This is a genomic window from Jiella pacifica (assembly GCF_010500815.1).
Taxonomy (GTDB): Bacteria; Pseudomonadota; Alphaproteobacteria; order Rhizobiales; family Rhizobiaceae; genus Jiella; species Jiella pacifica.
On the sequence record NZ_JAAAMG010000001.1, the window covers coordinates 539203 to 565437 of the forward strand.

At 66.3% G+C, this 26235-nt stretch carries 23 protein-coding genes and 1 tRNA gene; 12 read left to right on the top strand and 12 right to left on the bottom strand.

The window, feature by feature from the left end:
• Nucleotides 1-47 precede the first annotated feature (47 nt).
• From GTK09_RS02475 to purL, 3 genes are all read right to left on the bottom strand, one after another.
• Nucleotides 48-2108 carry an acyltransferase family protein gene (locus tag GTK09_RS02475; RefSeq protein WP_163460871.1) on the bottom strand — a complete coding sequence of 687 codons (2061 nt, stop codon included), beginning with the start codon at nt 2106-2108 and terminating at the stop codon, nt 48-50.
• A gap of 208 nt (nt 2109-2316) precedes the next feature.
• On the bottom strand, nt 2317-2550 hold the full coding sequence (locus GTK09_RS02480) for a BolA/IbaG family iron-sulfur metabolism protein (RefSeq protein ID WP_163460872.1): 234 nt from the start codon (nt 2548-2550) through the stop codon (nt 2317-2319).
• A 93-nt stretch (nt 2551-2643) separates the two neighbouring features.
• Nucleotides 2644-4869: a phosphoribosylformylglycinamidine synthase subunit PurL gene (gene purL / locus GTK09_RS02485; protein WP_163460873.1), complete on the bottom strand. Its 2226-nt coding sequence runs from the start codon at nt 4867-4869 to the stop codon at nt 2644-2646.
• Nucleotides 4870-5290: 421 nt separating this feature from the next.
• On the opposite strand from purL, the gene GTK09_RS02490 reads away from it, so the two are divergent.
• Together GTK09_RS02490 and GTK09_RS02495 are read left to right on the top strand one after the other, a co-directional pair.
• Nucleotides 5291-5863, top strand: a complete 573-nt coding sequence (locus GTK09_RS02490) for a methanogen output domain 1-containing protein (protein WP_203560846.1) — start codon at nt 5291-5293, stop codon at nt 5861-5863.
• On the top strand, nt 5811-6995 hold the full coding sequence (locus tag GTK09_RS02495; protein ID WP_163460874.1) for a histidine kinase dimerization/phosphoacceptor domain -containing protein: 1185 nt from the start codon (nt 5811-5813) through the stop codon (nt 6993-6995). The genes GTK09_RS02490 and GTK09_RS02495 overlap by 53 nt, the downstream gene beginning before the upstream one ends.
• On the opposite strand, the gene GTK09_RS02500 is transcribed toward GTK09_RS02495, so the two are convergent.
• The 8 genes from GTK09_RS02500 to GTK09_RS02535 all read right to left on the bottom strand — a co-directional run bounded on the left by GTK09_RS02500 (nt 6982) and on the right by GTK09_RS02535 (nt 11818).
• Nucleotides 6982-7443: a hypothetical protein gene (locus GTK09_RS02500; protein WP_163460875.1), complete on the bottom strand. Its 462-nt coding sequence runs from the start codon at nt 7441-7443 to the stop codon at nt 6982-6984. The two genes, GTK09_RS02495 and GTK09_RS02500, sit on opposite strands and share 14 nt — an antisense overlap.
• A gap of 86 nt (nt 7444-7529) precedes the next feature.
• The gene (locus GTK09_RS02505) at nt 7530-7880 is read right to left on the bottom strand and encodes a hypothetical protein (RefSeq protein WP_376767938.1); all 351 of its coding nucleotides are present in this window, start codon (nt 7878-7880) and stop codon (nt 7530-7532) included.
• Nucleotides 7881-7941: 61 nt separating this feature from the next.
• Nucleotides 7942-8622: a phosphoribosylformylglycinamidine synthase subunit PurQ gene (gene purQ / locus GTK09_RS02510; RefSeq protein WP_163460877.1), complete on the bottom strand. Its 681-nt coding sequence runs from the start codon at nt 8620-8622 to the stop codon at nt 7942-7944.
• Nucleotides 8619-8873: a hypothetical protein gene (locus GTK09_RS02515; protein ID WP_163460986.1), complete on the bottom strand. Its 255-nt coding sequence runs from the start codon at nt 8871-8873 to the stop codon at nt 8619-8621. Before GTK09_RS02515 ends, purQ begins: the two co-directional genes overlap by 4 nt.
• Before the next feature lie 14 nt (nt 8874-8887).
• Nucleotides 8888-9136: a phosphoribosylformylglycinamidine synthase subunit PurS gene (gene purS, locus GTK09_RS02520; RefSeq protein WP_163460878.1), complete on the bottom strand. Its 249-nt coding sequence runs from the start codon at nt 9134-9136 to the stop codon at nt 8888-8890.
• A gap of 94 nt (nt 9137-9230) precedes the next feature.
• Entirely contained in the window at nt 9231-9995 is a 765-nt protein-coding gene (purC, locus tag GTK09_RS02525) for a phosphoribosylaminoimidazolesuccinocarboxamide synthase (protein WP_163460879.1), read from the bottom strand.
• A 358-nt stretch (nt 9996-10353) separates the two neighbouring features.
• A tRNA-Cys gene (locus tag GTK09_RS02530) sits at nt 10354-10427 on the bottom strand.
• Nucleotides 10428-10555: 128 nt separating this feature from the next.
• Nucleotides 10556-11818, bottom strand: coding sequence for a SulP family inorganic anion transporter (locus GTK09_RS02535; RefSeq protein ID WP_163460880.1), 1263 nt, complete (start codon nt 11816-11818; stop codon nt 10556-10558).
• Between the two features lie 199 nt (nt 11819-12017).
• Between GTK09_RS02535 and GTK09_RS02540 the strand changes: the two genes are divergently transcribed.
• The 8 genes from GTK09_RS02540 (at nt 12018) to recN (ending at nt 21548) form a co-directional block, all read left to right on the top strand.
• Nucleotides 12018-12158 (top strand): hypothetical protein, encoded by a 141-nt coding sequence (locus GTK09_RS02540; protein WP_163460881.1) that lies wholly within the window; start codon nt 12018-12020, stop codon nt 12156-12158.
• A 230-nt stretch (nt 12159-12388) separates the two neighbouring features.
• On the top strand, nt 12389-13315 hold the full coding sequence (locus tag GTK09_RS02545; RefSeq protein ID WP_163460882.1) for a D-alanine--D-alanine ligase: 927 nt from the start codon (nt 12389-12391) through the stop codon (nt 13313-13315).
• Nucleotides 13316-13356: 41 nt separating this feature from the next.
• Complete coding sequence (locus GTK09_RS02550; protein WP_246217641.1) at nt 13357-14211, top strand: cell division protein FtsQ/DivIB; 855 nt, start codon at nt 13357-13359, stop codon at nt 14209-14211.
• Nucleotides 14208-15536: a cell division protein FtsA gene (gene ftsA, locus GTK09_RS02555; RefSeq protein ID WP_163460883.1), complete on the top strand. Its 1329-nt coding sequence runs from the start codon at nt 14208-14210 to the stop codon at nt 15534-15536. The genes GTK09_RS02550 and ftsA overlap by 4 nt, the downstream gene beginning before the upstream one ends.
• A gap of 125 nt (nt 15537-15661) precedes the next feature.
• Nucleotides 15662-17227: a cell division protein FtsZ gene (ftsZ, locus tag GTK09_RS02560; protein ID WP_163460884.1), complete on the top strand. Its 1566-nt coding sequence runs from the start codon at nt 15662-15664 to the stop codon at nt 17225-17227.
• A 304-nt stretch (nt 17228-17531) separates the two neighbouring features.
• The gene (lpxC, locus tag GTK09_RS02565; RefSeq protein WP_203560867.1) at nt 17532-18470 is read left to right on the top strand and encodes a UDP-3-O-acyl-N-acetylglucosamine deacetylase; all 939 of its coding nucleotides are present in this window, start codon (nt 17532-17534) and stop codon (nt 18468-18470) included.
• A gap of 357 nt (nt 18471-18827) precedes the next feature.
• Nucleotides 18828-19712 (top strand): outer membrane protein assembly factor BamD, encoded by an 885-nt coding sequence (locus GTK09_RS02570; RefSeq protein ID WP_376767934.1) that lies wholly within the window; start codon nt 18828-18830, stop codon nt 19710-19712.
• Between the two features lie 162 nt (nt 19713-19874).
• Nucleotides 19875-21548 (top strand): DNA repair protein RecN, encoded by a 1674-nt coding sequence (recN, locus tag GTK09_RS02575; protein WP_163460887.1) that lies wholly within the window; start codon nt 19875-19877, stop codon nt 21546-21548.
• A 170-nt stretch (nt 21549-21718) separates the two neighbouring features.
• On the opposite strand, the gene GTK09_RS02580 is transcribed toward recN, so the two are convergent.
• A complete protein-coding gene (locus GTK09_RS02580) occupies nt 21719-22153 on the bottom strand; it encodes a pyridoxamine 5'-phosphate oxidase family protein (RefSeq protein ID WP_163460888.1) in 435 nt (144 codons plus the stop codon).
• A 364-nt stretch (nt 22154-22517) separates the two neighbouring features.
• On the opposite strand from GTK09_RS02580, the gene GTK09_RS02585 reads away from it, so the two are divergent.
• Together GTK09_RS02585 and ligA are read left to right on the top strand one after the other, a co-directional pair.
• On the top strand, nt 22518-23621 hold the full coding sequence (locus tag GTK09_RS02585) for an FAD-dependent oxidoreductase (protein WP_163460889.1): 1104 nt from the start codon (nt 22518-22520) through the stop codon (nt 23619-23621).
• 31 nt (nt 23622-23652) lie between these two features.
• Complete coding sequence (gene ligA, locus GTK09_RS02590) at nt 23653-26217, top strand: NAD-dependent DNA ligase LigA (RefSeq protein WP_163460890.1); 2565 nt, start codon at nt 23653-23655, stop codon at nt 26215-26217.
• Nucleotides 26218-26235: the final 18 nt, after the last annotated feature.

Consider the following 26235-nt stretch of genomic DNA (forward strand, 5'->3'; position numbering starts at 1 on the left):
TCACCTCGATAGATAGCATTCATGCCGAAGGAATTGAAGGATCGCACCTAATGCGCCTCCGCGATACCGGCGCCCCTTGATTTCCCCGCTCCGCCTCGCCCGCGTGCCTCATCAGTTGCACTCGCAGCGTCGAACGTTGCGCCTTGTCGGTGCTTGCTTTGGTCGATCAGCTTGCCGAGGAAACGGCGGAAGGACTCCGACCGGGCGATCACCGATTCGCCGCAGCGGCTGAAGTGATCGGCATCCCTGAACAGGAAACACTCTCCCTCGACGAGATCCGTCGGCACCTCGAACAGGTGGGAGAAAGGGACATAGTCGATCCGCCCGAACTTCTCGGCGATATCGGCGACGACGGGATCGAGTTTCTCGAAGATCCGCTCCGAGGTCGGATTGAGCATCAATGACCCGCCCCGGAATGCCTCGGTCAAAGGATCGCGCCGGTACTCGGTGAAGGGGCCGACCCACAGGAACCCGATGCCGTAACGCTTACCGAGATTCTCGAGGTTGCGGGCGACATCGGTGACGATGTCGGGTCGCAGCTCGTATCGCCCCGTATCGAACGCTGCCTGATCCGACAACTCGCCGTTCTCGTCCTCGACGAAGTAGGAGCCGGACTGGTGAAAGATCAGCGCACCGATGCGACGACCGTAGCTCTGGAGAAATCTCCCGAAGGAATCGAGGTCGCATGGTTCCGGGCCGGTCCGAACACGGCAGCCGGGCTGCGCGGCGCCGATGACGAAAGACGAGAGGTTGCTCTTGGCGACGGCGGCGTAGAGGTTCATTCCATGGCTGTCGCCGAAAACGACGATGGGCGGCGGCTCGTGTTCGAAGCATTTCTCGACGCGAGCCGAGAGGAGGTCACGCATGTCCTCAATCCAGATGCGACATGCCCCATCGTCGAACATGGTGCCGACGAAATCCGGCGCGACGCTCTTTTCGACGATCCGATACCGAGCCGCGTCATCGGGACTGAGACGGATCTTCACCAGGAGATTGCGGTAGCCGTGGGTGGTCATGCCGCCGACGCTGATGGCGACGAGGGCCGCGGTCATCACGGCTGCAGCCTTGAAGAGCCGCGATCGACCGATGTCGGCACGTCGGCGAAAGGGCTTCTCGACGAAGCGCCAGCTGAGGGCGGCCAAGCAAAGGCACGGGATCGTCAGAGCGGCTATCGTCCAGGTCGAGGCTTCGCCCTTCGTGGCGATACGGGCATAGGCAAACAGCGGCTGGTGCCAGAGATAGGCGCTGTAGGAGATGAGCCCGATCCCGACGAGGGGACGCGCCGAAAGCAGGCGATGAACCCGCGTGCCGGATGTCGCCGTCAGGATCACGAGGCCCGTCCCGACGGTGGGAACGAGGGCGTAAAGGCCAGGAAACGGCGTCTCGTCGTCGAACAGCAAGATCGAGGCCAGGATCAAGCCCAACCCGGCGATGCTCAGACACTCTCGCACCACGAGGGTTCCCGGCGCATCGCGGCGCTGGAAGTAAAGCGCGACGAAAACGCCGACGCCGAGTTCGAACGAGCGTGCAGGCAGCCAGAAGAACGCGAATGCGGGATGGGCGTCGACGGTCCATTGCGAGACCGCCAGGCTGACGACGAACAGGATGATGAGGATCGGTAGCAGCCAGCGCCGGCAAAACGCCCAGATGATCGCGAGAAACGGCGGAAAGAGGATGTAGTACTGTTCCTCGACCGCAAGGCTCCAGGTGTGGAGCAGTGGTTTCAGTTCGGCGGTGGTGTCGAAATAGCCGCTCTCGTCCCAGAAGTGGATGTTGGACCAGAAGGTGGCGACGGAGAGAACGCTCTTCGAATAGCGCTGCAGTTCCGCCGGATTCATCAACATCACGGCTGCGATGCTCGAGGCCGCCACCACGGTGAACAGCGCCGGCAGGATGCGTCGAATGCGGCGTTCCCAGAAGCCGAGAAGGCTGAAGCGACCTTCTTGCAGTTCGTCCAGCAGAATGGTGGTGATCAGAAAGCCGCTGATGACGAAGAACACGTCGACGCCGACATAGCCGCCTGCGAATAGGCCGACGCCGGCGTGAAAGAAAATGACGGGAAGAACGGCGACGGCGCGAAGACCATCGATTTCCGGGCGGTAGCGCATCGATGATCCGGGGCGACGGTTGGGAAACCTGGTGCCCATCCTCACACGGGTGGGACATGCAATTTCAAGCATTGCCGAGGACGGCAGGCTCGATCGGCGGTCCCATGCCGTTCAGGATGCTTGCCTGCCTCCGGCGGGCCGGCCTGCAGGCGCTTGCTGGGCACCGTCCGAGGCCACGGATGCGGATCCCGGCCGGCTGGACTGGGAGTTATTTCGGTGCGCTGGTCTGCAGCGCAAGCGCGTGGAGTTCCCCGCCCATGTTGCCGCGGAGCGCCTTGTAGACCATCTGGTGCTGCTGGACGCGCGACTTGCCGCGAAAGCTCTCGGAGACGATTTCCGCGGCATAGTGGTCGCCGTCTCCGGCGAGGTCGCGGATCGAGACGACGGCGTCGGGGATTTCTTCCTTGATCATCTTCTCGATGTCGTGGGCATTCATCGGCATTTTGCATCTCCGGCGCTGACGGTCGGTGGTTTCGTCGGATGATAGTGGTCGCTTGCCCGGGTCGCAATCGCGCCCCGGCTTCGACCGCCGGCCTCAAGCCGCGGCCGAAGGCTCCAGCACGGTGCCCGACATGTAGCTGGGAAACCAGCTTTCGTGGGCGACGGCCATGGCGCGGATCGTCAGATCGAGGCGGCCCGCGATCGAGAGCCGCTCGCCGCCGGCCGTGCCGAGACGTCGGATCGGCACCCCCGCTTGCGAAGCCGAGGATTCAAATCGCGCGACGTCGGTCTCGCCGAGCGCCACGAGATAGCGCGCCTGATCTTCGCCGAAGAGGATCGCGTGATCGGGGCCTTCGCCCGCATCCACCGTGGCGCCGAGGCGCGATGCCATGCACGTTTCGGCGAGCGCCACCGCAAGGCCGCCATCCGACAGGTCGTGACAGGTGCGGATGGCGCCGTCGCGGATGAAGCCGCGGACGAAATCGCCGTGGGACTTTTCCGTCGCGAAGTCGACGGGCGGCGGCGCGCCGTCTTCACGGGTCTCGAGCACCGCGAGATAGGCCGAGGCCCCGAGATGGGTGCCATCGCGGCCGACGAGGAAGAGGACGTCGCCATCCTGCAGCGAATCGACCCGGGCGGTCTTCGTGCGGTCCTCGATCAGCCCGACCCCGCCGATGGTCGGCGTCGGCAGGATCGCCTGGCCGTGGGTCTCATTGTAGAGCGAGACGTTGCCGGAGACGATCGGGAAGGATAGGGCGGAGCAGGCCGCGCCGATGCCCTCGACGGCCTTGACGAACTGGCCCATCAGCTCCGGCTTTTCCGGATTGCCGAAATTGAGGTTGTCGGTGGCGGCCAGCGGCTCGGCGCCGACGGCGGTCAGGTTGCGCCAGCATTCGGCGACGGCCTGGGCGCCGCCCTGGAAAGGATCGGCCTCGCAGTATCGCGGCGTCACGTCGGATGTGAATGCCAGCGCCTTGGTGGGATGACCGTCGACGCGAACGACGCCGGCGTCGCCGCCGGGGCGCTGCAGCGAGTTGCCCTGGATGATCGTGTCGTACTGCTCGAAGACCCAGCGGCGCGAGCACAGGTCCGGCGAGGCGAGCAGGGACAACAGCGCCGCGCCGCAATCTCGCGGCGCCGCGATGTCGGCGGCCCCGATCACCGGTCGCGGCTTCGGTTCGACCCAGGGCCGGTCGTATTCAGGCGCCTCGTCGCCGAGTTCCTTGATCGGCAGGTTCGCCACCTCGTGACCCTCGAAGAGCACCCGGAACCGCTTGTCGTCGGTGGTCTTGCCGACGACCGCGAAATCGAGGCCCCATTTGACGAAGATCGCCTCGGCCGCCTCGCGCTTGCCGGGATCGAGCACCATGAGCATGCGCTCCTGGCTTTCCGACAGCATCATCTCGTAGGCCGTCATCCTGGCCTCGCGCACCGGGACGGCACCCAGATCGAGCTCGATGCCGAGATCGCCTTTCGCCCCCATCTCCACGGCCGAGCAGGTGAGACCCGCAGCGCCCATGTCCTGGATGGCGATGACGGCGCCGGTCTGCATCAGTTCGAGACAGGCTTCGAGCAGGCACTTCTCGGTGAAGGGGTCGCCGACCTGCACGGTCGGGCGCTTCTCCTCGATCGTCTCGTCGAATTCGGCCGAAGCCATCGTCGCGCCGCCGACGCCGTCGCGGCCGGTCTTCGCGCCGAGATAGACGACGGGCAGGCCGACGCCCTTGGCCTCGGAATAAAAGATCGCATCGGTCTTCGCCAGCCCGGCGGCGAAGGCGTTGACGAGGCAGTTGCCGTTATAGCGCGGATGGAAGTTCACCTCGCCGCCGACGGTGGGCACGCCGAAGGAATTGCCGTAGCCGCCGACGCCGGCAACGACGCCTGCGACCAGATGCCGCGTCTTCGGGTGGTCCGGGGCGCCGAAGCGCAGGGCGTTCATCGCCGCGATCGGCCGCGCGCCCATGGTGAAGACGTCGCGCAGGATGCCGCCGACGCCCGTCGCCGCGCCCTGATAGGGCTCGATATAGGAGGGGTGGTTGTGGCTCTCCATCTTGAAGACCACGCACAGCCCGTCGCCGATATCGACCACGCCGGCATTTTCGCCGGGGCCCTGGATGACGCGCTCGCCCTTGGTCGGCAGGGTTCGCAGCCAGCGCTTCGACGACTTGTAGGAGCAGTGCTCGTTCCACATGGCCGAGAAGATGCCGAGCTCGGTCAGGGACGGCTCGCGGCCGATCAGGTCGAGCACCCGCTGGTATTCATCCGGCTTCAGGCCGTGGGCGGCCACCAGCTCCGGGGTGATCTTTGGCTCCGTCGGCATCGTCCATCCATCCGCTGCGACCCTTAGATCGGGGCTGTTAGCATTCCATCTGCCTGCCACCAAGCCCCCTCCCGAGGTCGCTGCCGTTCGATCGAACCGTTTTCGATGCTGTCTTGAGAACTGCAGGCAATCGGGAGATATCGGCGCGCTCGTAACCGTCGCTCCGATGGTGAAGAATCCGCGCGACCGTCGCGCTTCTTCAAGCTAAACTTCAGCAAGCTTTCCTCCGGAAATCTGTCTCGATCGAGACCGGTTTGGCGTCGCGGCGTAATGGCACTGCAGCCGAGAGAACGGCGCCCTTGGCACGGCCTTTGGTTGTGTTATCTGTACGTTGACAGTTTTTGTGCGCTGACTTGAATTGCGAGGCGCCAGTCCTCTCGAATGAGTCGCTCGTCGCAAATACCGAGAGGAGGCGCTTTTCTTGCCCGCCAACATGGCTCCACACGAAATCCGATCCGACGGGCTCGATACGGTCGACCTCCGGCTCGATCGCGATCGCTTTCTGCGAAAGCTGGTCCGCGAGTTGAGCGGAACGATCGAGCGCCTCGTGGGGCTTGAAGAAGCCAGCGGTTATGTGGCCACGGTCGGCGGCATCATGGGGGAGTGGCTCGACGAGGCCTATCATGCCGAACTCGGCGAGGACGACTTCGATCCCGAAACGGTCGCGCGCATTTTCGTCGATCTGAAGCGGCGCATCGACGGCGGGTTCTACATCGTCGCGATCAAGCCGGACCGGATCGTTCTCCGCAATACCAGATGTCCATTCGCAGAGGACGTCGTCGGGCGGCCCTCGCTGTGCATGATGACGTCCAACGTCTTCGGTCGGATCGCCGCCGACAATCTCGGCTATGCGCGGGTCCGGCTGAAAGCGGTGATCGCCAATGGCGATCCGGAGTGTCACGTCGTTGTCTACCTCACGCCGCAGGAGGGGTTGGAAGCCGATGAACGGGAGTACTATCGCCTCAGGTCGGGTGGCGATCTCGCCGGTCTCTGAGGGCTACGACATGGCTTCGGCCGGTGACGGACTGGCGAGCCAGATCCTTGCGCAGCTCGACGTCGAGATCATGGTGACGACACCCGATGGACGCGTGGTCTACGCCAATCCGCGAGCGCAGATCGGTGCAGGCCTTCAGCCGAGGGCGCCGGCGCTGTCGTCCTTCGCGGATTACTGGTCCATCGACGATGCCTCGGACGGTAATCTCTTGCGCCGTCTTGCCGGCTCCTCCTCGTGGCAGGGAATGCGGCTGAGGCGAAGCGGTTGCTGCGGCGCCGACCAAGCCGTCGCTCTGAGGGGGCGGGGCTTTCTGGCCGATACGGCGAGCGGACGCGCCCCGCACCTGATGATCATGCAGGATCCCGGACGGGGTCGTCAGTTCGAGGAACACCGCCAGCTGATCCAGAAGCTCAATTCGGAACTTGCATACCGCCGCCGCATGGAGCAGGCGCTGAAGAACCTTCTGGCGATGCAGAAGCGGCTGCACCGCGAACTCGTTCACCGGGTGAAGAACAATCTCACGCTGCTGATATCCATGGTCGCCGTCGGCCGGCGCCGGTCGAGCGTCCCCGCCGCCGCCGAAGAGTTCAAGCAGCTCGAGCATCGGATCATGTCCCTCGCGACGATCCACGAGCTTCTGGACCAGGAGCACGAAACCGATCACGTCGCGGCGGACAAGCTTCTGGGACGGATCTGCACCGAGCTGCAGCACTCCCTGGTGCCGCCGGGCGTGACGCTTTCTTTCGATCTGGCGCCCATCCGGCTGCATATCTACGAGGCGACTCCCCTCGGACTGATCGTCAACGAGCTCACCACCAATGCCGTCAAGCATGCCTTTCCGGACGGGAGAAGCGGGCGGGTATCGGTGAGTCTGGTCACGCAGGTGGACGGCTCCGTGTGCGTAACGGTCGCTGACGACGGCATCGGGCTCGGCGGGGCGGCCGCGGCGACGCGCGGCTCCGGCAGCGCGATCGTCAGGGCGCTGGCCGCTCAGTTGAACGCCGAGCTGACGCGGACCGAGGACGCCGGGACGACCTGGCGGGTCGTCTTCAAGCGGCGGCGGGACGACGATGCGGAGGAGCAGGGCGAGTTTTCGCCGCTGTCCCACCACCCGACCCTCACCTCGTGGTGACCCAGGTGAGACGCGCCGTCCGGCACGGCACGGCGTCGGCCGGCCGTCGCATCACCAGCGTCTCGTCGTCGACCTGGCTGATCGCCCCGCCGGACAGGCGCTGTGGCATCAGGATGAGGACGTAGTCGTAGCCGGCGCCCCTGCGGGCCGGCGAGCGCAGGCAGAGGCCGTAGCCCTCGACCGTTCCGGCGGGGAGGAACGCGGTGGCGCGCTCAGCCTTGCGGCGGCGGAAGACGCCGGCCGCGGTGGCGTCGGCATAGGCGATCTCGGCAGCCGAGGGCGTGCCCCCGCCCGCTGCGACGCTGGCGGTCGTGATCTCCGGCGTCGCCTGGACGCTTTGCGGGAACGATGCGGTCGGTGCGACACCGCCGACCGCGACATCTCCGTCGTTCTGGACGGCCGCCGCGGCCGACGGATCGGCCTGCGGCAGTGGATCGAGGGAGGGCATGTCGGAGGCGCTTCCGCTGACGCATGCCGCGAGAGCGGACCCCGCGACAAGGGCGAAGCCGAGGGAGCGAAGCGTGCCCATGGCGCTCAGGCCGTGCAGCCGTCGTCGCCGGCGGTCCAGCGTCCGAGATCGGCGTCGACGCGCCTTCCGAGACTCTGGCTCGTCAGCGGGCCGTAGGTGTCGATCTCAGCCGAGCCGGACTTGCCCTCGACAACGAGGAGCGGGCGCGCCTCTGGCTGGCCCTTGGGAACGAGGAGAAAGCGCGGCTTGCCGGAGAAGGAGGAAAGTTCCGGCGCCAGCGAATAGCGCGCGAAGGCTGGGTCCTTCGACTTGAACCAGCAGCGATTGGCGTCGAGCGTCAGCCGCTCCATGCGGTCGAGGCCGGTATCGGCCGTCGCCCTGGTCGGCGCGGCCGGGGGGGCGGCGCAGGCGGAGATTGCCGCGAGCGACAGGAGGGCGAAGATCGCGAGCGGCGTCTGATGGCGCACCAGCGTTTCCTCAGGCCGCGACGCTCTGCGAGACGCCGAGCGCGCTCTCGAAGATGCCGCGCCCGTCGGTGCCGCCATGGTCCGGCTCGATCAGGTTCTCCGGATGCGGCATCATGCCGAGAACGTTGCCGGCCGCGTTGACGATGCCGGCGATGTCGTTGATCGCGCCGTTCGGATTGGTGCCATCGGCATAGCGGAAGACGATCCGGTCGTGATCCTGAAGCGCCTTCAGGGTCGCCTCGTCGGCGAAATAATTGCCGTCGTGATGGGCGACCGGACAGCGGATGATCTGGCCCTGCTCATAGGCCGTGGAAAACCGTGTCCGCGCGTTGGTCACTTCGAGCTTCACCTCGCGGCAGACGAAACGCAGCGCCGCGTTGCGCATCAGCGCGCCGGGCAGGAGCCCCGCCTCGCAGAGGATCTGGAAGCCGTTGCAGACGCCGAGGACGGGAACGCCCTTCGCCGCGGCCTCGGCGACGGCCCGCATCACCGGCGAGCGGGCGGCGATGGCGCCGGCCCTGAGATAGTCGCCGAAGGAAAACCCGCCGGGCACGACCACGAGATCGACGTCGGGCAGGGCAGTTTCCGTCTGCCAGACGGTCGCCGGCACCTTGCCGGTGATCGTCGTCAGCGCCGCGATCATGTCGCGGTCGCGGTTGAGGCCGGGGAGAAGGACGACGGCGGTTTTCATCGATCGTGCTCGAAAGGTGTGTGCGGCTCGGCCATCTCGCGAAGATCGAGCCGGCGCTCGATACGCTCCAGCCGCTCGTCGTGCCGGTCGAACCGCAAATAGATGTTGTGAATGTCGTTCTGCATCGAGAGCATGTGACCGCGCATCGATATCAGCTCTTGTCGAATGCTCTGCTGGCCGTGCCGAAGCTCGGATACATCCGCCTGAATCTTCAGGACTTCGTAAATCAAGTCGCTAGTCACCTCGGCCATCACGACGATTCCTGCTACCCGTGGTCGATTTCCACAGCATAGTTCTCGATCACCGTGTTAGCGAGGAGCTGCTCGCACATGGCGTCGAGCCTGGTCTTGGCGCTGGCCGCGTCGTCGCCTTCGAGGGTGACGTCGAAGACCTTGCCCTGGCGCACCTGGCCGACGCCCTCGATGCCGAGATTGGACAGGGCGGATTCGATCGCCTTGCCCTGGGGGTCGAGAACGCCGGTCTTCAGCGTGACGATGATGCGGGCCTTGATCATTGGTCCTCTGCAGTCCTCTGAGCGGGAATGCGTCTTTCGCTGGAATAAACCAGCTTGAGTGCCGGTGCCGGCTGTTTCACGGGCCTTCGCCGCTTCACTTGACCAACACCGGCCCGGAGGGGCGGGGCGGCTCGTTTTCGTTCATGATGCCGAGGCGGCGCGCCACTTCCTGATAGGCCTCGACGAGGCCGCCCATGTCGCGGCGGAAGCGGTCCTTGTCGAGCTTGTCGTTGGTCTGGACGTCCCAGAGGCGGCAACTGTCCGGCGAGATCTCGTCGGCGACGACGATGCGCATCATGTCGCCCTCGAACAGCCGGCCGGTCTCGATCTTGAAGTCGACGAGCTGGATGCCGACGCCGAGGAAGAGGCCGGAGAGGAAATCGTTGACCCTGATCGCCAGGGCCATGATGTCGTCGATCTCCTGCGGGCTCGCCCAGCCGAAGGCGGTGATGTGTTCTTCGGAGACGAGCGGATCGTCGAGCGCGTCGGCCTTGTAGTAGAACTCGATGATCGAACGCGGCAGCACCGTGCCTTCCTCGATGCCGAGGCGCTTGGCCAGCGAGCCGGCGGCGACGTTGCGCACCACGACCTCGAGCGGAATGATCTCGACTTCCTTGATCAGCTGCTCGCGCATGTTGAGCCGGCGGATGAAGTGCGTCGGGATGCCCATCTTGTTCAGATGGGTGAAGACGTATTCGGAGATCCGGTTGTTCAGGACGCCCTTGCCGTCGACGACCTCATGCTTCTTCTTGTTGAAGGCCGTCGCGTCGTCCTTGAAGAACTGAACGAGGGTACCGGGCTCGGGGCCTTCGTAAAGGATCTTGCCCTTGCCTTCGTAGATTCGGCGGCGACGTGTCATCAGAAGTACTCTATCATGGTAAGGCACCGCCCGGCGGGAATCGCCTGAGGACGGGCGCATATCGAGCGGCTCAATAGACCAAAAGGTCCGGCATCACAATCGGCCGAGCCGTTGCGAAGAGGGATGTGGTGGTTTGTACACCGATTGCCAGCCTCCGGTCTCGGTGCTTCACCCGATCCGGGGGCCGGACGTGACGCCCGGATCTGCCGCCGCGTCGCTTGCCGAGAGCCGGTTGGCCGCTGTCATCGGTCCGTCGCGGTTTCGACGTAGGCTCTGCCGGGTCAGCCGGTCCGCAGATCGTCGTCGAGCCGTTCGCCCGGTCATGGCGCTGATGCGGCGGCGCTTATGCTAAGGCGTTTGGAGGCCTCGGCCGGAATCGAACCGGCGTGCAAGGATTTGCAGTCCTCTGCGTAACCACTCCGCCACGAGGCCTCACCGGCGCTCTACCTACTGACACGCCTGCCGTTTCGCAAGGGGCCAAAACACCCCGGCTGGGGAAAAGAGCTGGCAGCGCCCGTTCCCTGCAGCCCGTCGGCCCGCATGTTCTCTGACCGCGAATGCTACCGCTCCGGCGGTGTCCAGTCGGCGGGCGGAGCATTCCGCCGCCGCAGGCGCAAAGCGAGCCCGATCGCGACGCCCGCGCCGATCGCGATGGTCAGATCGGTGAAGACCGTGAGCAGCAGCGTCTGCGCGATCAGGAACCGGTCCGACGGCCGGGCGGCGAGGCGTGCCGGCCACCGATGCGGCTCGCTCATGTTCCAGGCGGTTATGATCAAAAGCGCCGCGAGCGCCGGCAGAGCCAACTGGCCGACGAGCGGCGCGAACAGCATCATCGCGGCCAGGATCGTCAGCGCGTGGACGATCCCCGCGACCGGCGTCTTGCCGCCGGCCCGCACGTTGGTTGCCGTCCGCGCGATCGCTCCGGTCGCCGGAAGGCCTCCGAACAGGGCCGATCCGAGATTGGCGGCGCCCTGGGCGATGACTTCGGCGTTCGGCCGGTGCTGGCCGCCGATCATGCGATCGGCGACCATGGCGGAAAGCAGCGACTCGACGCCCGCCAGAAAGGCGATGACGAGGGCGGACGGCAGCAACTCCTGCATCCGCACCAACGAAACCGCCGGAAGCGAGGGTTCCGGCAGCGAGGATGGCAATTCGCCGAAGCTCGTCGTGATCGTCGCGACGGGCAGGTCGAGCAGCGCGACCGCGCCTGACGTCAGCGCGACGGCGATGATCGGCCCGGGAAAGGCGGGGGCGAGCCGCCGCATGACGACGATCAGGATCGCGGTGGCGACGCCGATCCCGGCCGCCGCGAGGCTGAGACTCTCCCGCGCCGCGAAAAGCGTCGCCATCTTCGGCGCGAAGTCGGCCGGCAGGGAGACGACGTCGAGGCCGAGGAAGTCCTTGAGCTGGCTTGCCGCGATGATGATGGCGATGCCGATGGTGAAGCCGTCGATCACCGCCTCGGGCACATGGGCGACGAGCGCACCCGCCCGCAGGAACCCGGCGACGAGGAGGATGACCCCCGCCATCAAGGTGGCGAGCACGAGCCCGTCGTAGCCATGTTCCGCGATCACCGCGAAGACGACGACGATGAAGGCGCCGGTCGGGCCGCCGATCTGGACGCGGCTGCCGCCGAGAGCCGAGATCAGGAACCCCGCGACCACCGCTGTCACCAGTCCCGTCGCCGGGGGCGCGCCTGAAGCGATCGCGATGGCGATCGACAGCGGCAGCGCCACCATGGCGACCGTGACGCCGGCGATCAGGTCGGCGACAAACAGCCGTCCGGTATAGCCGGGCAGGGTGGTGAGAATCTTCGGCTTCAACCCGGTCCCCTTTCCTCGCTTCGAACCTTTTCTGGTCCTGTCCTACCGTCGTCGGGCCGCCCATCGTGCGGGCTGATCTGGCGATGGAAGAATGACAGGCTTGCCGCCGGAGGAGATGGCGGTGCGGCCGATGCGTCTCGCCACGACCTCGTCAGGGCCTTCGACCGCTCTTGGCATTCGATTCGTATCCGGAGAGCACATGGCGACAGCGGTGGCCGGTCCCGCGGCGGACAGCTTCTCGATGGCGGCTTCGGGTGCCGGCCCGATTTTGCCGACGCCGACGGAAGCAGAGGCGCACGACGTGGCGGCCATTTTTGTCGATGAGTTGTCTCGAATGTAACTCTCGAACTTGCGGCCGTCGAGCGAAAACGAGCGGAACTCCCGGCTCGGGCATGCTGGAAACTCCGTCCGATCCGCGACCCCGATTTTCCGCCCGCAGTGACGCCTAGATGCGGCCCCGGGCCCGGATCTTTCAAATTTCTTGCTTTCGCCACAGTCGGTTAACCGACGCTTAACCATCGATCTGCGAAAGATTGAATCAAACCCTTCGTTAATTCTTGGGTAGCGGGTGTGATGGCGAAGCATGTGGCGGTGTTGATGGGCGGATTCTCGTCGGAGCGGCCGGTCAGCCTCTCTTCGGGGAAGGCCTGTGCCGACGCGATCGAAGCGCTCGGCCATCGCGTCACGCGCCTCGACGTCGGTCGCGACGTCGCCCAGCGGCTCGCCGAGATCGCGCCGGACGTCGCCTTCAACGCGCTGCACGGCCCGTTCGGCGAGGACGGCACGATCCAGGGCATCCTCGAATATCTGCAGATTCCCTATACCCATTCCGGTGTGCTCGCCTCGGCTCTGGCGATGCACAAGGAGCGGGCGAAGATCGTCGCCAAGGCGACCGGCGTGCCGGTGGCCGAAGCGAAGGTGCTGCATCGGCTCGACGCGGCGCCAGCCCACGTCATGTCGCCGCCTTACGTCATCAAGCCCGTCGCCGAAGGCTCGAGCTTCGGCGTCCTGATCGTCCGCGAGGATCAGTCGAAGCCCCCGCAGGAACTCTATTCGAGCGCCTGGCCCTATGGCGACACGGTGATGGTCGAGCGTTACGTCGCCGGCCGTGAGCTCACCTGCGCGGTGATGGGCGACGTCGCCCTCGACGTCTGCGAGATCGTGCCTGAGGGCCACGCCTTCTACGACTACGATTCCAAGTATGCGCCGGGCGGTTCGCGCCATGTGGTGCCGGCGGAGATTCCGAAAAAGGTGGCGCGGCGCGTCCAGGAACATTCGCTCGCCGCCCACAAGGCGATGGGCTGCCGCGGCGTGAGCCGGTCCGATTTTCGCTATGACGACCGCTTCGGCGAGGGCGGCGAACTGATCTGGCTGGAGGTGAACACCCAGCCCGGCATGACGCCGACCTCGCTCGTTCCCGACATCGCGAAGGCCGCCGGGCACAGCTTCGACGATCTTATCGGCTGGATGGTGGAGGACGCCTCTTGCGCCCGCTGAACGCCAGAACCGATCCATCGACGGGTTGGAGCGGCGCCCGGATGCCGCTCATCGCAAGCCGCATGGCGCGCCGTCTCTCCGGTTTCGTCGTCACCGCCTCCCATCTGCGGCTGCCGAGCTTCGGGGTGCTGGCCTTCGCCGTCGTCGGTGGCGCTGTGGTCTACGGCGTCACGACCGGGGGACACACCGGTGCGGTGCTGGACGGCCTCGGCCAGCCGCTCGGCTTCTCGATCGAGAAGGTGGCGGTGCACGGCAACAGCGAGACTTCGGAGATCGACGTTCTCCAGGCTCTCTGGCAGACCGGTTCGCAGACCCTCCTGTCGCTCGATCCGACCGAAGCCCGGCAGACCCTGGAATCGATGCCGTGGATCGACCGCGCGTCGGTCTCGAAGATCTTTCCGGACCGGGTGACGATCGATCTCGACGAGCATCGCCCCTATGCGATCTGGCAGACCGACAGGTCCTTCTACGTCGTCAATCGCGAAGGCAAGAAAATCGTCCCCTACGTGCCGGGACGCTTCGACGCCCTGCCGGTCGTGGTTGGCAATGGCGCGGCGGGGGCTGCCGCCGGCATCGTCGACGAGATGGAGGGATTTCCCGAGTTTCGCGCAAGGGTGCGGGCGTATGTTCGCGTGGGCAGCCGCCGCTGGGACATCGAGATGAAGAACGGTGTCGTCATCCGGCTGCCGGAAGACAAACCCTTGGAGGCCGTGGCGCAGGTCGTGCGTATGGACAAGGAAAACACGCTGCTCGAGCGCGACATCGCGATGGTCGACATGCGGCTTTCCGATCGCGTCGTGGTTCGGCTGACGGAAGATTCTCTCTCCCGGCGCAAGCAGCGCCTCGAAGAACGCGCGAAGCTGATCAAGCGCCTTGGCAAGGACAAGCCGGTATGAGTGTGTTCGGTTTCGGCAAATCCGATGTGCCCAGGATCAAGGCGCTGTCACCGCGGCGTTCCCGGGTGATCTCCGTCCTCGACGTCGGCTCGGAGAAGATCTCCTGCCTGATCGCTCGGCTGCGTCCGCGCATCGCGGGGGAAATGCTCCCCGATCGCTCGCACACGATCGAGGTTCTCGGCGTCGGTCACCATCGCTCGCGGGGCATCAAGGCCGGCGCCGTCGTCGACATTGCTGCGGCCGAGATGGCGATCCGCCAGTGCGTCGATGCCGCCGAGCGCATGGCCGGGCTGACGGTCGAATCGCTGATCGTCTCGCTCACCGCGGGCAGGCTGAAGAGCCAGCGCCGGCGGGCCGACACCGAGGTCGTCGGCGAGGTCGCCGCGGCCGATCTGTCCCGCGTCACCGCCAAGGCGGCACGGGTGCCGCTCGACGAGGGGCGCGTGGCGCTCCACTCCACCGTCTACGATCTTCAACTCGACGACGATGCAGGACTGGAAAACCCTGTCGGCATGACCGGCGAGCGGCTGTCGTCCAGCCTCCACGTTCTGTCGGCCGAGATCGCGCCGCTGCGCAATCTCGAAGCCGCGATCAACCGGGCGCAGCTCGTCGTCGAGGCTTTTGTCGCCACGCCCTATGCCAGCGCCCTCGCCACCATGGTCGAGGACGAGGCCGCGATGGGCTCCGCCTGCATCGATATGGGATCGGGTGCCACCACCATCGCCATCTTCCAGAACGGCCGCTTCGTCTATGCCGATCAGATCGCCATCGGCGGTTCGAACATCACCATGGATCTCGCCCGCGGCCTGTCGATCAGCCCGGCCGATGCCGAGCGCATCAAGGTCATGCACGGTTCGACCATGGCCGAACTTCTCGACGACAGCGGCGAGCCGATCACCGTCACGCCGCTCGGCGAGAGCGGCGACGCCCATCCGATCGTCGTCAAGCGCTCGCTGTTGACGAAGATCATCCGTCCCAGGGCTGAAGAGACGCTCGAACTCGTGCGCGACCGGCTGAATGCCTCCGGTCTCGGCCACGTCATCGGCAAGCGCGTCGTCCTGACCGGGGGCGCCAGTCAGTTGGCCGGTCTCGCCGAGACGGCGCGCATCGTCCTGCAGCGGAACGTCAGGCTCGGGCGACCGCTGGGTGTTACGGGACTCAATCCATCGAGCAAGGGGCCGGGGTTTTCGACCGCGGTCGGCCTCTTGATCTATCCGCAGGTTGCCCACCGCGAATACGTCGCGGAGCGATCGATCGCCCTCCAGGCCGTGGAAAAGGCCATGGAGGGAGGCCGGATCGGCTCCTGGCTGCGACGGGCGCTTTGAGACGGGCACGGCGAGGGCCGTGCCGGAAGGACAAATCGGTGCGCGCCGCGCGCCCGTGAGGGAATGGCAAAGAACGGCCGCGCGGCGAGACGGCCTTATTGCGAATCTGAAAGAGGAATGAGGGCATGAGTATCACCTTGAAAAAGCCGGACATCACCGAACTGAAGCCCCGCATCACCGTCTTCGGTGTCGGTGGCGGTGGCTGCAACGCGGTCAACAACATGATCAGTGCCGGCCTCGAGGGGGTCGACTTCGTGATCGCCAATACCGACGCGCAGGCGCTCAGGTCTTCGCGCGCCGAGCGCATCATCCAGATGGGCGTCGCCGTGACCGAGGGTCTCGGCGCCGGTTCGCAGCCGGAAGTCGGCCGTGCCGCCGCCGAAGAATCGATCGACGAGATCTGCGATCACCTCCTCGGCTCGCACATGTGCTTCGTCACCGCCGGCATGGGCGGCGGCACCGGCACGGGCGCTGCCCCTGTCGTCGCGCGCGCCGCGCGTGAAAAGGGCATCCTGACCGTCGGCGTCGTCACCAAGCCGTTCCACTTCGAGGGCCAGCGCCGGCTGCGCATCGCCGAGCAGGGCATCGAGGAACTGCAGAAGAACGTCGACACGCTGATCGTCATTCCGAACCAGAACCTCTTCCGCATCGCCAACGACAAGACCACCTTCGCCGACGCCTTCGCGATGGCTGACCAGGTGCTCTATTCGGGCGTCGCCTGCATCACCGACCTGATGGTCAAGGAAGGCCTGATCAACCTCGACTTCGCCGACGTCCGTTCGGTGATGCGCGAGATGGGCAAGGCGATGATGGGCACTGGCGAGGCGTCGGGCGAGGGCCGTGCGATGGCCGCCGCCGAGGCGGCGATCGCCAACCCGCTGCTCGACGAGACCTCGATGAAGGGCGCCAAGGGCCTCCTGATCTCGATCACCGGCGGCCGCGACCTGACGCTCTTCGAAGTCGACGAGGCGGCGACCCGCATCCGCGAGGAAGTCGACCAGGACGCCAACATCATCCTCGGCGCGACCTTCGACGAGAATCTGGAAGGCGTCATCCGCGTGTCGGTTGTCGCCACCGGCATCGACAAGAGCGAAGTGGAGATGGCGGCGCGGCCGACGATGACCGCCAGCCAGACCGCCTTCGTGTCGCAGCAGCGGGTCTCGGCCCAGGCCGCTCAGGCGCCGCAGCCGGCGGTTCAGCAGGCACCGGCCGCAAGCGCCCATGCCGCGCCCGCACAGCCGGCTGAAGAAGAGCCGGAGATCGAGGACGCCTTCTCCGCCGCGCTCGCCGCCGAGATCGCCCATGTCGCGCCGCAGCCTGCGGCTCGGCCGACCGTTCCGACTGCCGAAACAGCTGCGGAGCCGGTGGCCTCCCCGCGCATGCCGCGCGTCGAGGACTTCCCGCCGGTGGTGCGGGGCGAGATGGAGCAGCGGTCCGCGGCCAACGAGCCGGCGCCGGACGAGCGGGGCGCCATGGGGCTGCTGCGCCGTCTGACCACCGGCCTGTCGCGGCGCGAGGACGAGGAGCATCAGGCCGCCGAGCCGGCGCGCCGCGCCCATGTCGAGCCGAACCCCTATGCGCCGCGCCGCGTTGCGTCCGAGTCGGCCGCACGGCCCGCCACGGCCTCGCGTCCGGTCAGCGAAGAGGATCAGCTGGAGATTCCCGCGTTCCTCCGGCGTCAAGCAAACTGATCGCCACCCATTGTTGCGGTGATGTGACAGTGCCCGTCGGAGAAATCCGACGGGCACTTTTGGTTAACATTTTGAAAATACGATGAAATTGCGTTTCGATCGCGCAGCGCTTTTAACACGGGGTAAGAAAGCGTGATTTTGCCGAAATGGGCCGGCGATTTACCAACGTTCTCAACAAATGAGGAACGGGGGAGAGTTCCTCAGGGGGCGTCGGTCGTAGAGCGGGCGAAATTCTGTGTGTGAGCGGAGCCCGGTGGATCGAAGCAACCGGCATGCCGCGGGGAAAGGTTGTCCTGACGTGTTGATGTTTCAGCAGACGATAGCATCGCGTATCGATTTTTACGGCGTGGGTGTGCACAGCGGTCTGCCCGTTCGGCTTGCCCTGCTTCCCGCCGAGACGGACACCGGCATCGTCTTCCACCTTGCCGGAGCGGACGGCCTCGTTCACGAAATCCCCGCCATCTCCAGTAATTCCGCGCCGACCGACCTGTCGACCGTCGTCGGGGACCTCAAGGGCTCCCACGTCTCCACCATCGAGCACCTGATGGCCGCCCTCTATGCGATGGGCGTCGACAACGTCGTCGTGAGGATCGATGCCAAGGAGACGCCGATCCTCGACGGCTGCGCCGCCGAATACGTTCGCGGCATCGCCGAGGCCGGTGTCGTCAGCCAGGTCGCCAAACGCCGTTATCTGCGGATCCTCAAGCCGGTCTGCGTCGAATTGAAAGAGGCAAGGGCGGAATATCGTCCCTATGCCGGCACCCGATTCGAGATCGAGATCGATTTCGACAATGCGGCGATCGGCCGCCAGAGCTACCGCGCCGATCTCACCGCCGCACGCTTCACCAAGGATCTCGTCCGCGCCCGAACCTTCGGCTTCATGGCCGATGTCGAGCGGCTGTGGGCCGCCGGCTATGCGCTTGGTTCGTCGCTGGAGAATTCGGTCGTGCTGTCCGACGATGGCCGTGTGGTCAATCCGGAGGGGCTGCGCTTCGAGGACGAATTCGTTCGCCATAAGGCTCTCGACGCCGTCGGCGACCAGGCACTGGCCGGTGTCAGGATCCTCGGCTGCTATCGCTCCTATCGCGGCGGCCACCGGCTGAACGCGCTGGCGCTCAAGGCGCTGCTCGCCGATCGCAAGGCCTATGAGATCGTCGAGATGCCGTCGCGCCGCGTCGATCCCGTGCGCCATGCGCCACTGGTTGCGGTCGCCGCGCCGGCTTACGGCCCGCAGGTTCTCTGACCGAGTCGTCCGGACGCGCCCGCCGAGCCTTCCGCTTCAAGGTGAGGCTGGAGTAGGTGTTCTTCTCGCGATCGTCGCCGACTGCTCCATGGTGGCGCCCTTGGCAGCCCGTCTAACCCCCGAGTGCGGATTCCGGCGCGGAATCGGTGATGCTGGGGCCATTCGGCGCAATAGGACGCTGTCGTCCCGAATAGTGACGTAGCGGCAACATCGTCGATGCGAAGCGCGCGGCCCTGGCGAAATCTGCCGGTCGGTCACAAAAAAGGCACCTTGCTCCGGCTTCGCCATTGTCCGTGCCTCGATCGGGGGGTAGTGATGCCGGTCGGAGGCTGAATGGGGTTAGGGGACCCGCAGGACATGATCGAAACGTCGCGGCATTTCGCCGGTTCAATCACCAAAGCTGCGCGCCTGGCGCTTACGGCCACGGTTCTCGGTGCGGCGTTCGGCCTTGCCGGCTGCATGTCGGGCGGCGACAACGACGTCGACGTGCTGGCCCTGGCCGCCGAGACCGATCCGCCGGACGTGCTCTACAATCAGGGGCTCGCCAATCTTGAAGGTGGCCGGCTCGGCGAGGCGTCGAAGAAGTTCGAGGCGATCGACCGTCAGCACCCCTATACGGAGTGGGCTCGCAAGGCGCTCATCATGCAGGCGTTCGCCAGCTATCGTGGCGGCAACTACGAGGCGGCACAGACCGCAGCAAAGCGCTATCTCTCGCTCTATCCCGATTCCGAAGACGCTCCCTACGCCGAATACATCATCGGCCTGTCGCACTACCGCCAGATCCCGGACGTGACCCGCGACCAGAAGGAGGCGGCCTATACGGCGCAGGCGATGCGGGCGCTTACGGAGCGATTCCCCGACACGATGTATGCCGACGACGCCAAGTCCAAGCTGCGCATCGCCCGCGACCAGCTGGCCGGCAAGGAGATGCTCATCGGCCGCTACTATCTGGAGCGCCGCGACTATCTGGCCGCCGTCAACCGCTTCAAGAACGTCGTCGACGTCTACCCCGATACGCGTCAGGTCGAGGAGGCGCTCGCTCGCCTGACCGAAGCCTATTACGCCATGGGTCTGACTCGCGAGGCACAGGCCTCTGCCTCGGTGCTCGGCCAGAACTTCCCCGATTCGCCCTGGTATCGCGACTCCTACGCCCTTTTGCAGGGCCATGGGCTGGAGCCACGGGACGGATCGTCGGATTCCTGGTTCGCAGCCGCGACGAAGAAGATCGTCGGCGCATCCTGACGCAGGCGGCCAGCTCAACCTTTCGGCTGGCCGGCAAAGGGCTATGGATGGGCGATCGATCACGAGGGTCGCGACGCGCTGAGCGGCTCCCCGGGTTGCGAAACGGCGGTGCGTGACCGACATTGTCCCAGGCCTATCCTGCTTCTCACCGACGATTCGGACATGCTGGTCCATCTTTCGATTCGTGACATCGTCCTGATCGAGCGTCTCGATCTGACGCTCGACGCCGGCCTGTCCGTGCTGACCGGCGAGACCGGGGCGGGCAAGTCGATCCTGCTCGACGCCCTGTCGCTTGCGCTCGGCGGGCGGGGCGACGGTTCGCTGGTTCGCCACGGGGCCAGGCAGGGCGAGGTGATCGCCGCCTTCGACCTCGACACCGATCATCCCGCCCGGCGACTGCTGGCCGACAACGGCTTCGACGACGACGGCGATCTCGTGCTTCGCCGGGTCCAGAATGCCGACGGGCGCACCCGCGTCTTCGTCAACGACCGCCCCTCCAGCGTCGGTCTGATGCGCCAGCTCGGGCTGTCCCTGGTGGAGATCCACGGTCAGCACGACGACCGCGCGCTGGTCGAGAGCGACAGCCACAGGATGCTGCTCGACGAGTTCGGTGGTCTGCAAGCCGATGCCGCTGCCGTGGGTCGACTTTACGGCGAATGGCGGGGCTCGCGCGATGCCCTCGCGAAGCACCGAGCCAAGGTCGAGGCAGCCGCGCGCGAGGCGGACTTCCTGCGCAGTGCCGTCGACGAACTCTCCGACCTCCAGCCGATTGCCGGCGAGGAGGAGGAACTCGCCGAGCGGCGGCAGGTGATGATGCGCTCCGAGAAGATCGCGACGGACGTCAACGACGCCAATGAGGAGCTGTCCGGATCAGCTTCGCCGATCCCGGGTCTCGCGAACCTTCTGAAGCGCCTCGACCGCAAGCGCGACGAGCTTCCCGGGCTGCTCGACGAGGCGATCGACCGACTCGACGTCGCGCTGGACGCCCTGTCCGAGGCGCAGACCTCGCTGGAAGTGGCGCTGCGCAACCTGGAATTCGATCCCCGGGCGCTGGAAAGCACCGAGGAGAGGCTGTTCGCGCTGCGGGCTGCAGGGCGCAAATATAACGTCGCCGTCAACGATCTGCCGGAGTTGACGGCGCGGATGATCGGCGACCTCGCCGATCTCGACGCCGGTGAGGAGCGCCTCGTCGCCCTCGAAGCCGAGGTCGAGGCGGCGCGCGATCGCTTCGATGCGGCTGCCGCCGCGCTTTCGGAAAAGCGTGCGACGGCGGCGCGGATGCTGGAAGCCGCCGTCATGGCGGAACTGCCGGACCTCAAGCTCGAACGGGCGAGCTTCATGGTGACGATCGACACCGATGCCGGACGGCCGGATGCCTCCGGCATCGACACGGTCGAGTTCCACGTCCGCACCAATCCCGGCACGCGCGCCGGGCCGATGATGAAGGTTGCCTCGGGCGGCGAGCTTTCGCGCTTTCTCCTCGCCTTGAAGGTGGCGCTGGCCGATCGCGGCTCGGCGCCGACGCTGGTCTTCGACGAGATCGACACCGGCGTCGGCGGGGCCGTCGCCGACGCCATCGGCCGGCGCCTGAAGCGGCTGGCCGGCTCGGTTCAGGTGCTCGCCGTCACCCATGCACCCCAAGTCGCGGCCCGGGCCACCACCCATCTCCTGATCTCCAAGTCGGACGTCGGCGAGGAAGACCGCGTCGCCACCCGCGTCGCGACGATCGACCCTGAGGGCCGCCGCGAGGAGATTGCCCGCATGCTGGCCGGCGAAAGCGTCACCGAGGAAGCGCGGGCGGCGGCTGCCCGGCTGATCGGCGCCGGCGGGGCGTGAAGTCCGCCACCTACGGTTCGCCGCCGCATGAGGGTACATGGTGCGAAGGGTGGGGCGGGCAGATCCGAGTTCGGCCGACACGCATTCAGATTCGCAGAAAGCGATGCGCGCGTTTCCGCCAGGTGAGACAGCCGGTGCATCGACTGCCCCGGCCATCCAGGTCCGAGCGTTTACAGGGTGATCTGGCCTTCATCGCTGCCGTCCCAGTAACGGATGGTCTTGGCGGACACACGGATCATCACTGTGCCGGGAGTGTCCATGCCTTGCGGGAAGTACCGGTCGAGGTCCTTGGTCCAATGGTCGGCGAAGGTCGCCTTGTCGGTGGAAAGCGAGGCGACGCCTTCGACGGCGACGAACAGGGGCGGACCGCCCAGCATGCCGACGGCGCCAGTATAGCTTAGGCCGACCCGGCTGTTGGCGCGGATTTCGCCGATCTTGCGAGACTGTTCGTACGCAAAGAAATAGCTGTCGCCGTCGTAATCGACGTCACCATTGTTGCTCATCGGCCGGGCCGTCTGGCCGCCATCGGCCGACTGGGTGATGAGCATGGCGAAGTCGAGCTTCGCCATCTTCTTGGAAAGGTCGGAAAGCGATAATTCTGACATGAATGCTCCTTGGACGCAGTCGGACTGGGCGCCGCCCATCGAAACCCCGCCTTCCGGCGTTTGTTCCACCCCAAGCCACCGCCTGAGAGCACATGCGTGCGGCTGCGTCTGAAGGCCGCGACATCGGGCATGCCCGGCCGGAGGTGGCGCGATGAACGAGGCCGCTTCGGCAACCAGCGCTTTTCCACGGTGGAAAGGGAGGCTCGCCAAGACTTCCGGCACTGTGCGCCACCTTCCAGGCTGCTAGTTTGTCGATCTCGTCTGCACGCATGATGCTACAGGCTCGAGGGCTGACCGCTCCGGACGCTCTGGGTGCAGGCTGCCGGTATCCTTGCCGTGTGACTGAGCCGAACGGGGGTAGCGGATGGCGCGCGACGATTTGGTGTTCATTGCCGGAGCCGGCCCCGTCGGCCTTGCGGCGGCCGTCGAGCTGACGCGGCGGGGCGTTCCGGTCCGGATCGTCGATGCCGGCTCGGGGCCGACGCCGGCCGAGCAATCGCGGGCACTGGGCATCCTGCCGACGACCCTGCGCATCTTCGAGGCCTCGGGCCTGACGCAGGATCTGCTTGCGGCCGGGACGACGATCACCGGCGCGCAGATCGCGATCGGCGGAAAGCCGGCCTTGTCGCTGGATCTCGCCAAGGCGAGAACGCCCTATCCCTTCATCCTGTCCCTGCCGCAGGGCAAGACCGAGCGGCTGATGATCGCCTGGCTGAAAGCCCGCGCCATTGCCGTGGAATGGAACGTCGCCGTCACCGGGATCGGCGACACCCGCCGGCCGACGGTGAGGCTCTCGACCGGCGAGGAGGTGGCGGTGCGGGCGGTTCTCGGCTGCGACGGCAGCCATTCCAAGGTGCGCGAGGAGCTTGGCGTTCCCTGGGTGGGCGAGAGCTATCCCGGTGTCTTCGCCCTTGCCGACGTGATCTTTTCGGAACCGATCGATCCGCATCGCGCGAAGATATCCCTCGGGGTCGATAGCCAAGGATCCCATGCGCTGCTGCCGATGAACGATCGCTCGGCCCGGTTGATCGGCTTCCACGACGCGCCGGAAAGGCTCGTCGAAGCCGTCGGGGGTATCGAGAGCGTCACCTGGCAGTCGACCTTCCGCGTCGCCTTCCGCAGGGCCGAGCGGATGTCGCGCGGCTGGGTGTTTCTCGCCGGCGACGCCGCCCACGTCCATTCGCCGGTCGGCGGTCGGGGCATGAATCTCGGCATCTGGGACGCCGCGGCCTTCGCGCAGCTGTTCTCCGAGCGTCGCGAGACCGAATACGAATCGCAGCGGCTGCCGGCGGTGAAAGCCGTGCTCGACCAGACGCTCGAAGGCACGACGACGCTCGGGGCGCCGCCGGTCTATGCGAGCATCGCGCTGCGCTACCTCATGCCCACTGCCACCCTGCTGCCGACGGTCAGCCGCCGCGTCGCCGAACGGGTTCTCGCCCTTGACCTGCCGCAGCCGGAATGGCTCTGAAAGCTCAGGACGCGATTGGAGTGGTTGGATCATGGCGACGAACGGGGAGCGACCGGTCGAAGAGTTGAACGAGGCCGAGGCTGCCGAGGAGCTGCGGCGGCTCGCCGCCGAGATCGCCGCGCATGATCGCCGCTATCATGGCGACGATGCGCCGACCATTTCGGATGCCGATTACGACGCGCTGCGCCGGCGCAACGCCGCGATCGAGCGGCGCTTTCCGGCGCTGGTGCGGGAGGATTCGCCCTCGGTGCGGGTGGGCGCGGCGCCGTCGGCAAAATTCGCCAAGGTCACCCACGCCATCCCGATGCTATCCCTCGACAACGCCTTTTCCGACGAGGACGTCGAGGACTTCGCCAAGCGGGTTCGCCGGTTCCTGAAGCTCGCCGACGACGCGCCGTTGGCGATCACCGCCGAGCCTAAGATCGACGGCCTTTCCTTGTCGCTGCGCTACGAGGACGGGCGACTCGTTTCTGCGGCGACGCGGGGCGACGGCACCGTCGGCGAGGACGTGACGGCCAACGCGCTGACGATCGACGACATTCCCCATCGCCTCAGCGGCATCCGCCCGGCCATCTTCGAGGTGCGCGGCGAAGTCTATATGAGCCATGCCGACTTCGCCGCCTTGAACGAGAGGCTTGCGGCAGGCGTCGAACCGACCGTTACGGAAGCGGCGGAAGAGGAGGTGGACGCTGTATCACCCGCGGAAAGCGCCGAGTTGGCCGAGCAGGAGGGGTCGGCAGATGACGATGCCGAAACCGCCAAGATCCGCCAGTTCGCCAATCCGCGCAATGCGGCCGCCGGGTCGCTGCGCCAGAAGGATGCGAATGTTACCCGCTCGCGGCCGCTGAAATTCTTCGCCTATGCCTGGGGCGAAGTGAGCGAGGTTCCGGGCAAGACTCAGAGCGAGGTCGTCGCCGCGCTCGGCAGGATGGGCTTTTCCGTCAATGAGTTGATGCAGCGCTTCGACACGATCGAGGGCTTGATCGCGCATTATCACGCGATCGAGGAGAAGCGGGCCGATCTCGGCTACGACATCGACGGCGTCGTCTACAAGGTCGACGATCTCGACCTGCAGAAGCGGCTCGGCTTCGTCTCGCGCTCGCCGCGCTGGGCCATCGCCCACAAGTTTCCGGCCGAACAGGCGACGACGGTGCTTCAGGACATCGACATCCAGGTCGGCCGCACCGGCGCGCTGACGCCGGTCGCCAAGCTGAAGCCGGTGACCGTCGGCGGCGTCGTCGTCTCCAATGCGACGCTGCACAACGAGGACTACATCGCCGGCCAGGATTCCAACGGCGACGAAATCCGCGAGGGGCGCGACATCCGCATCGGCGACACGGTGATCGTCCAGCGCGCCGGCGACGTCATCCCGCAGGTTCTCGACGTTCTCATGGACAAGCGGCCGAATGGCGCCGAGCCCTACGTCTTTCCCGACCACTGCCCGGTCTGCGGCTCGAAGGCCGTGCGCGAGATGAACCCGCGCACCGGGCGGCCCGATTCCAAGCGTCGTTGCACGGCTGGGCTGACCTGCCCGGCCCAGGGGCGCGAGGGGCTGAAGCACTTCGTCTCGCGCGGCGCCTTCGACATCGAGGGCTTCGGCCAGACCTATATCGAGACGCTGTTCGACGCCGGCCTGGTGCGCCAGCCGGCCGACATCTTCGGCCTGACCTTCGAGCCGCTGCGCGAGGCCATCGAGGCGCGCCGCCGCGAGGTTTCGGAAGCGAGGCGCAAGCTGCAGGGCAAGGCCGAGCCGGAAAAACCCGCCAAGAAGGCCGAGACCTCGAAAGCGATCGAAAATCTCCTGGCGGCGATCGAGGCGAGGCGCGAGGTGGCGCTCCACCGCTTCATCTTCGCTCTCGGCATCCGCCACATCGGCGAGACCTCCGCCAAGGCGCTGGCACGCCATTTCGCCGACGTGAACGCGTTTCTGGAAGGCGTCGACGCCGCCGGCCGGGAGCAGCCCGGCGAGGCCTGGCTTCGCCTGAAGGAGACGCCCCATGTCGGCGAGAGCACCTTCGAGGCGCTCATCTCCGTCAACGAGGACGACCTTGGCGAGGCTGCCTATGACCCGTTCCGTGACAAGGCGATCGGCCTGAAAGCCAACCAGCGCGCGGCGCTGAAGGAGAGATTCGGCGACGCGGCCGGCCTGCGGGAGGCCATCCGCGCAGCGCGGGATGCGGCGCCGGGGCCAACGTACCAGCTTCTGAAGTCCGATCGCGACATCGGCGAAGTGGCCACCGCCTCGCTGATCCAGTTCTTCAGCGAGGATCACAACCGCCAGGCCGTGAGCGCGCTTGTCGATGCCGGCGTGCGGACCACCAACGAGCTTGCATCAGCGGGCGAGGTCGCCTCGCCGGTCGCCGGCAAGACGGTCGTCTTCACCGGTTCGCTCGAAAAGATGACCCGCGACGAGGCGAAAGCCATGGCCGAGGCGCTGGGCGCGAAGGTCGCCGGCTCTGTCTCGAAGAGCACCGACCTCGTCGTGGCCGGCCCCGGCGCCGGCTCGAAGCTGAAGAAGGCGACGGATTTCGGCATCGAGGTGATCGACGAGGACGGGTGGTTCAGACTGATCGGCCGCGAGGGTGCCGAGGGCTGAGAGGCGGGCCGCCTCGGA

Bases quoted from the DNA above. Each gene is read 5' to 3' on its own strand.
- GTK09_RS02475 (WP_163460871.1), bottom strand. From the start codon at position 2,108: ATGCGCTACCGCCCGGAAATCGATGGTCTTCGCGCCGTCGCCGTTCTT.
- GTK09_RS02480 (WP_163460872.1), bottom strand. From the start codon at position 2,550: ATGCCGATGAATGCCCACGACATCGAGAAGATGATCAAGGAAGAAATC.
- purL (WP_163460873.1), bottom strand. From the start codon at position 4,869: ATGCCGACGGAGCCAAAGATCACCCCGGAGCTGGTGGCCGCCCACGGC.
- GTK09_RS02495 (WP_163460874.1), top strand. From the start codon at position 5,811: ATGAACGGGAGTACTATCGCCTCAGGTCGGGTGGCGATCTCGCCGGTC.
- GTK09_RS02500 (WP_163460875.1), bottom strand. From the start codon at position 7,443: ATGCCCTCCCTCGATCCACTGCCGCAGGCCGATCCGTCGGCCGCGGCG.
- purQ (WP_163460877.1), bottom strand. From the start codon at position 8,622: ATGAAAACCGCCGTCGTCCTTCTCCCCGGCCTCAACCGCGACCGCGAC.
- GTK09_RS02515 (WP_163460986.1), bottom strand. From the start codon at position 8,873: ATGGCCGAGGTGACTAGCGACTTGATTTACGAAGTCCTGAAGATTCAG.
- purS (WP_163460878.1), bottom strand. From the start codon at position 9,136: ATGATCAAGGCCCGCATCATCGTCACGCTGAAGACCGGCGTTCTCGAC.
- purC (WP_163460879.1), bottom strand. From the start codon at position 9,995: ATGACACGTCGCCGCCGAATCTACGAAGGCAAGGGCAAGATCCTTTAC.
- GTK09_RS02540 (WP_163460881.1), top strand. From the start codon at position 12,018: ATGGCGACAGCGGTGGCCGGTCCCGCGGCGGACAGCTTCTCGATGGCG.
- GTK09_RS02550 (WP_246217641.1), top strand. From the start codon at position 13,357: ATGCCGCTCATCGCAAGCCGCATGGCGCGCCGTCTCTCCGGTTTCGTC.
- ftsA (WP_163460883.1), top strand. From the start codon at position 14,208: ATGAGTGTGTTCGGTTTCGGCAAATCCGATGTGCCCAGGATCAAGGCG.
- ftsZ (WP_163460884.1), top strand. From the start codon at position 15,662: ATGAGTATCACCTTGAAAAAGCCGGACATCACCGAACTGAAGCCCCGC.
- lpxC (WP_203560867.1), top strand. From the start codon at position 17,532: ATGTTTCAGCAGACGATAGCATCGCGTATCGATTTTTACGGCGTGGGT.
- GTK09_RS02570 (WP_376767934.1), top strand. From the start codon at position 18,828: ATGATCGAAACGTCGCGGCATTTCGCCGGTTCAATCACCAAAGCTGCG.
- recN (WP_163460887.1), top strand. From the start codon at position 19,875: ATGCTGGTCCATCTTTCGATTCGTGACATCGTCCTGATCGAGCGTCTC.
- GTK09_RS02580 (WP_163460888.1), bottom strand. From the start codon at position 22,153: ATGTCAGAATTATCGCTTTCCGACCTTTCCAAGAAGATGGCGAAGCTC.
- GTK09_RS02585 (WP_163460889.1), top strand. From the start codon at position 22,518: ATGGCGCGCGACGATTTGGTGTTCATTGCCGGAGCCGGCCCCGTCGGC.
- ligA (WP_163460890.1), top strand. From the start codon at position 23,653: ATGGCGACGAACGGGGAGCGACCGGTCGAAGAGTTGAACGAGGCCGAG.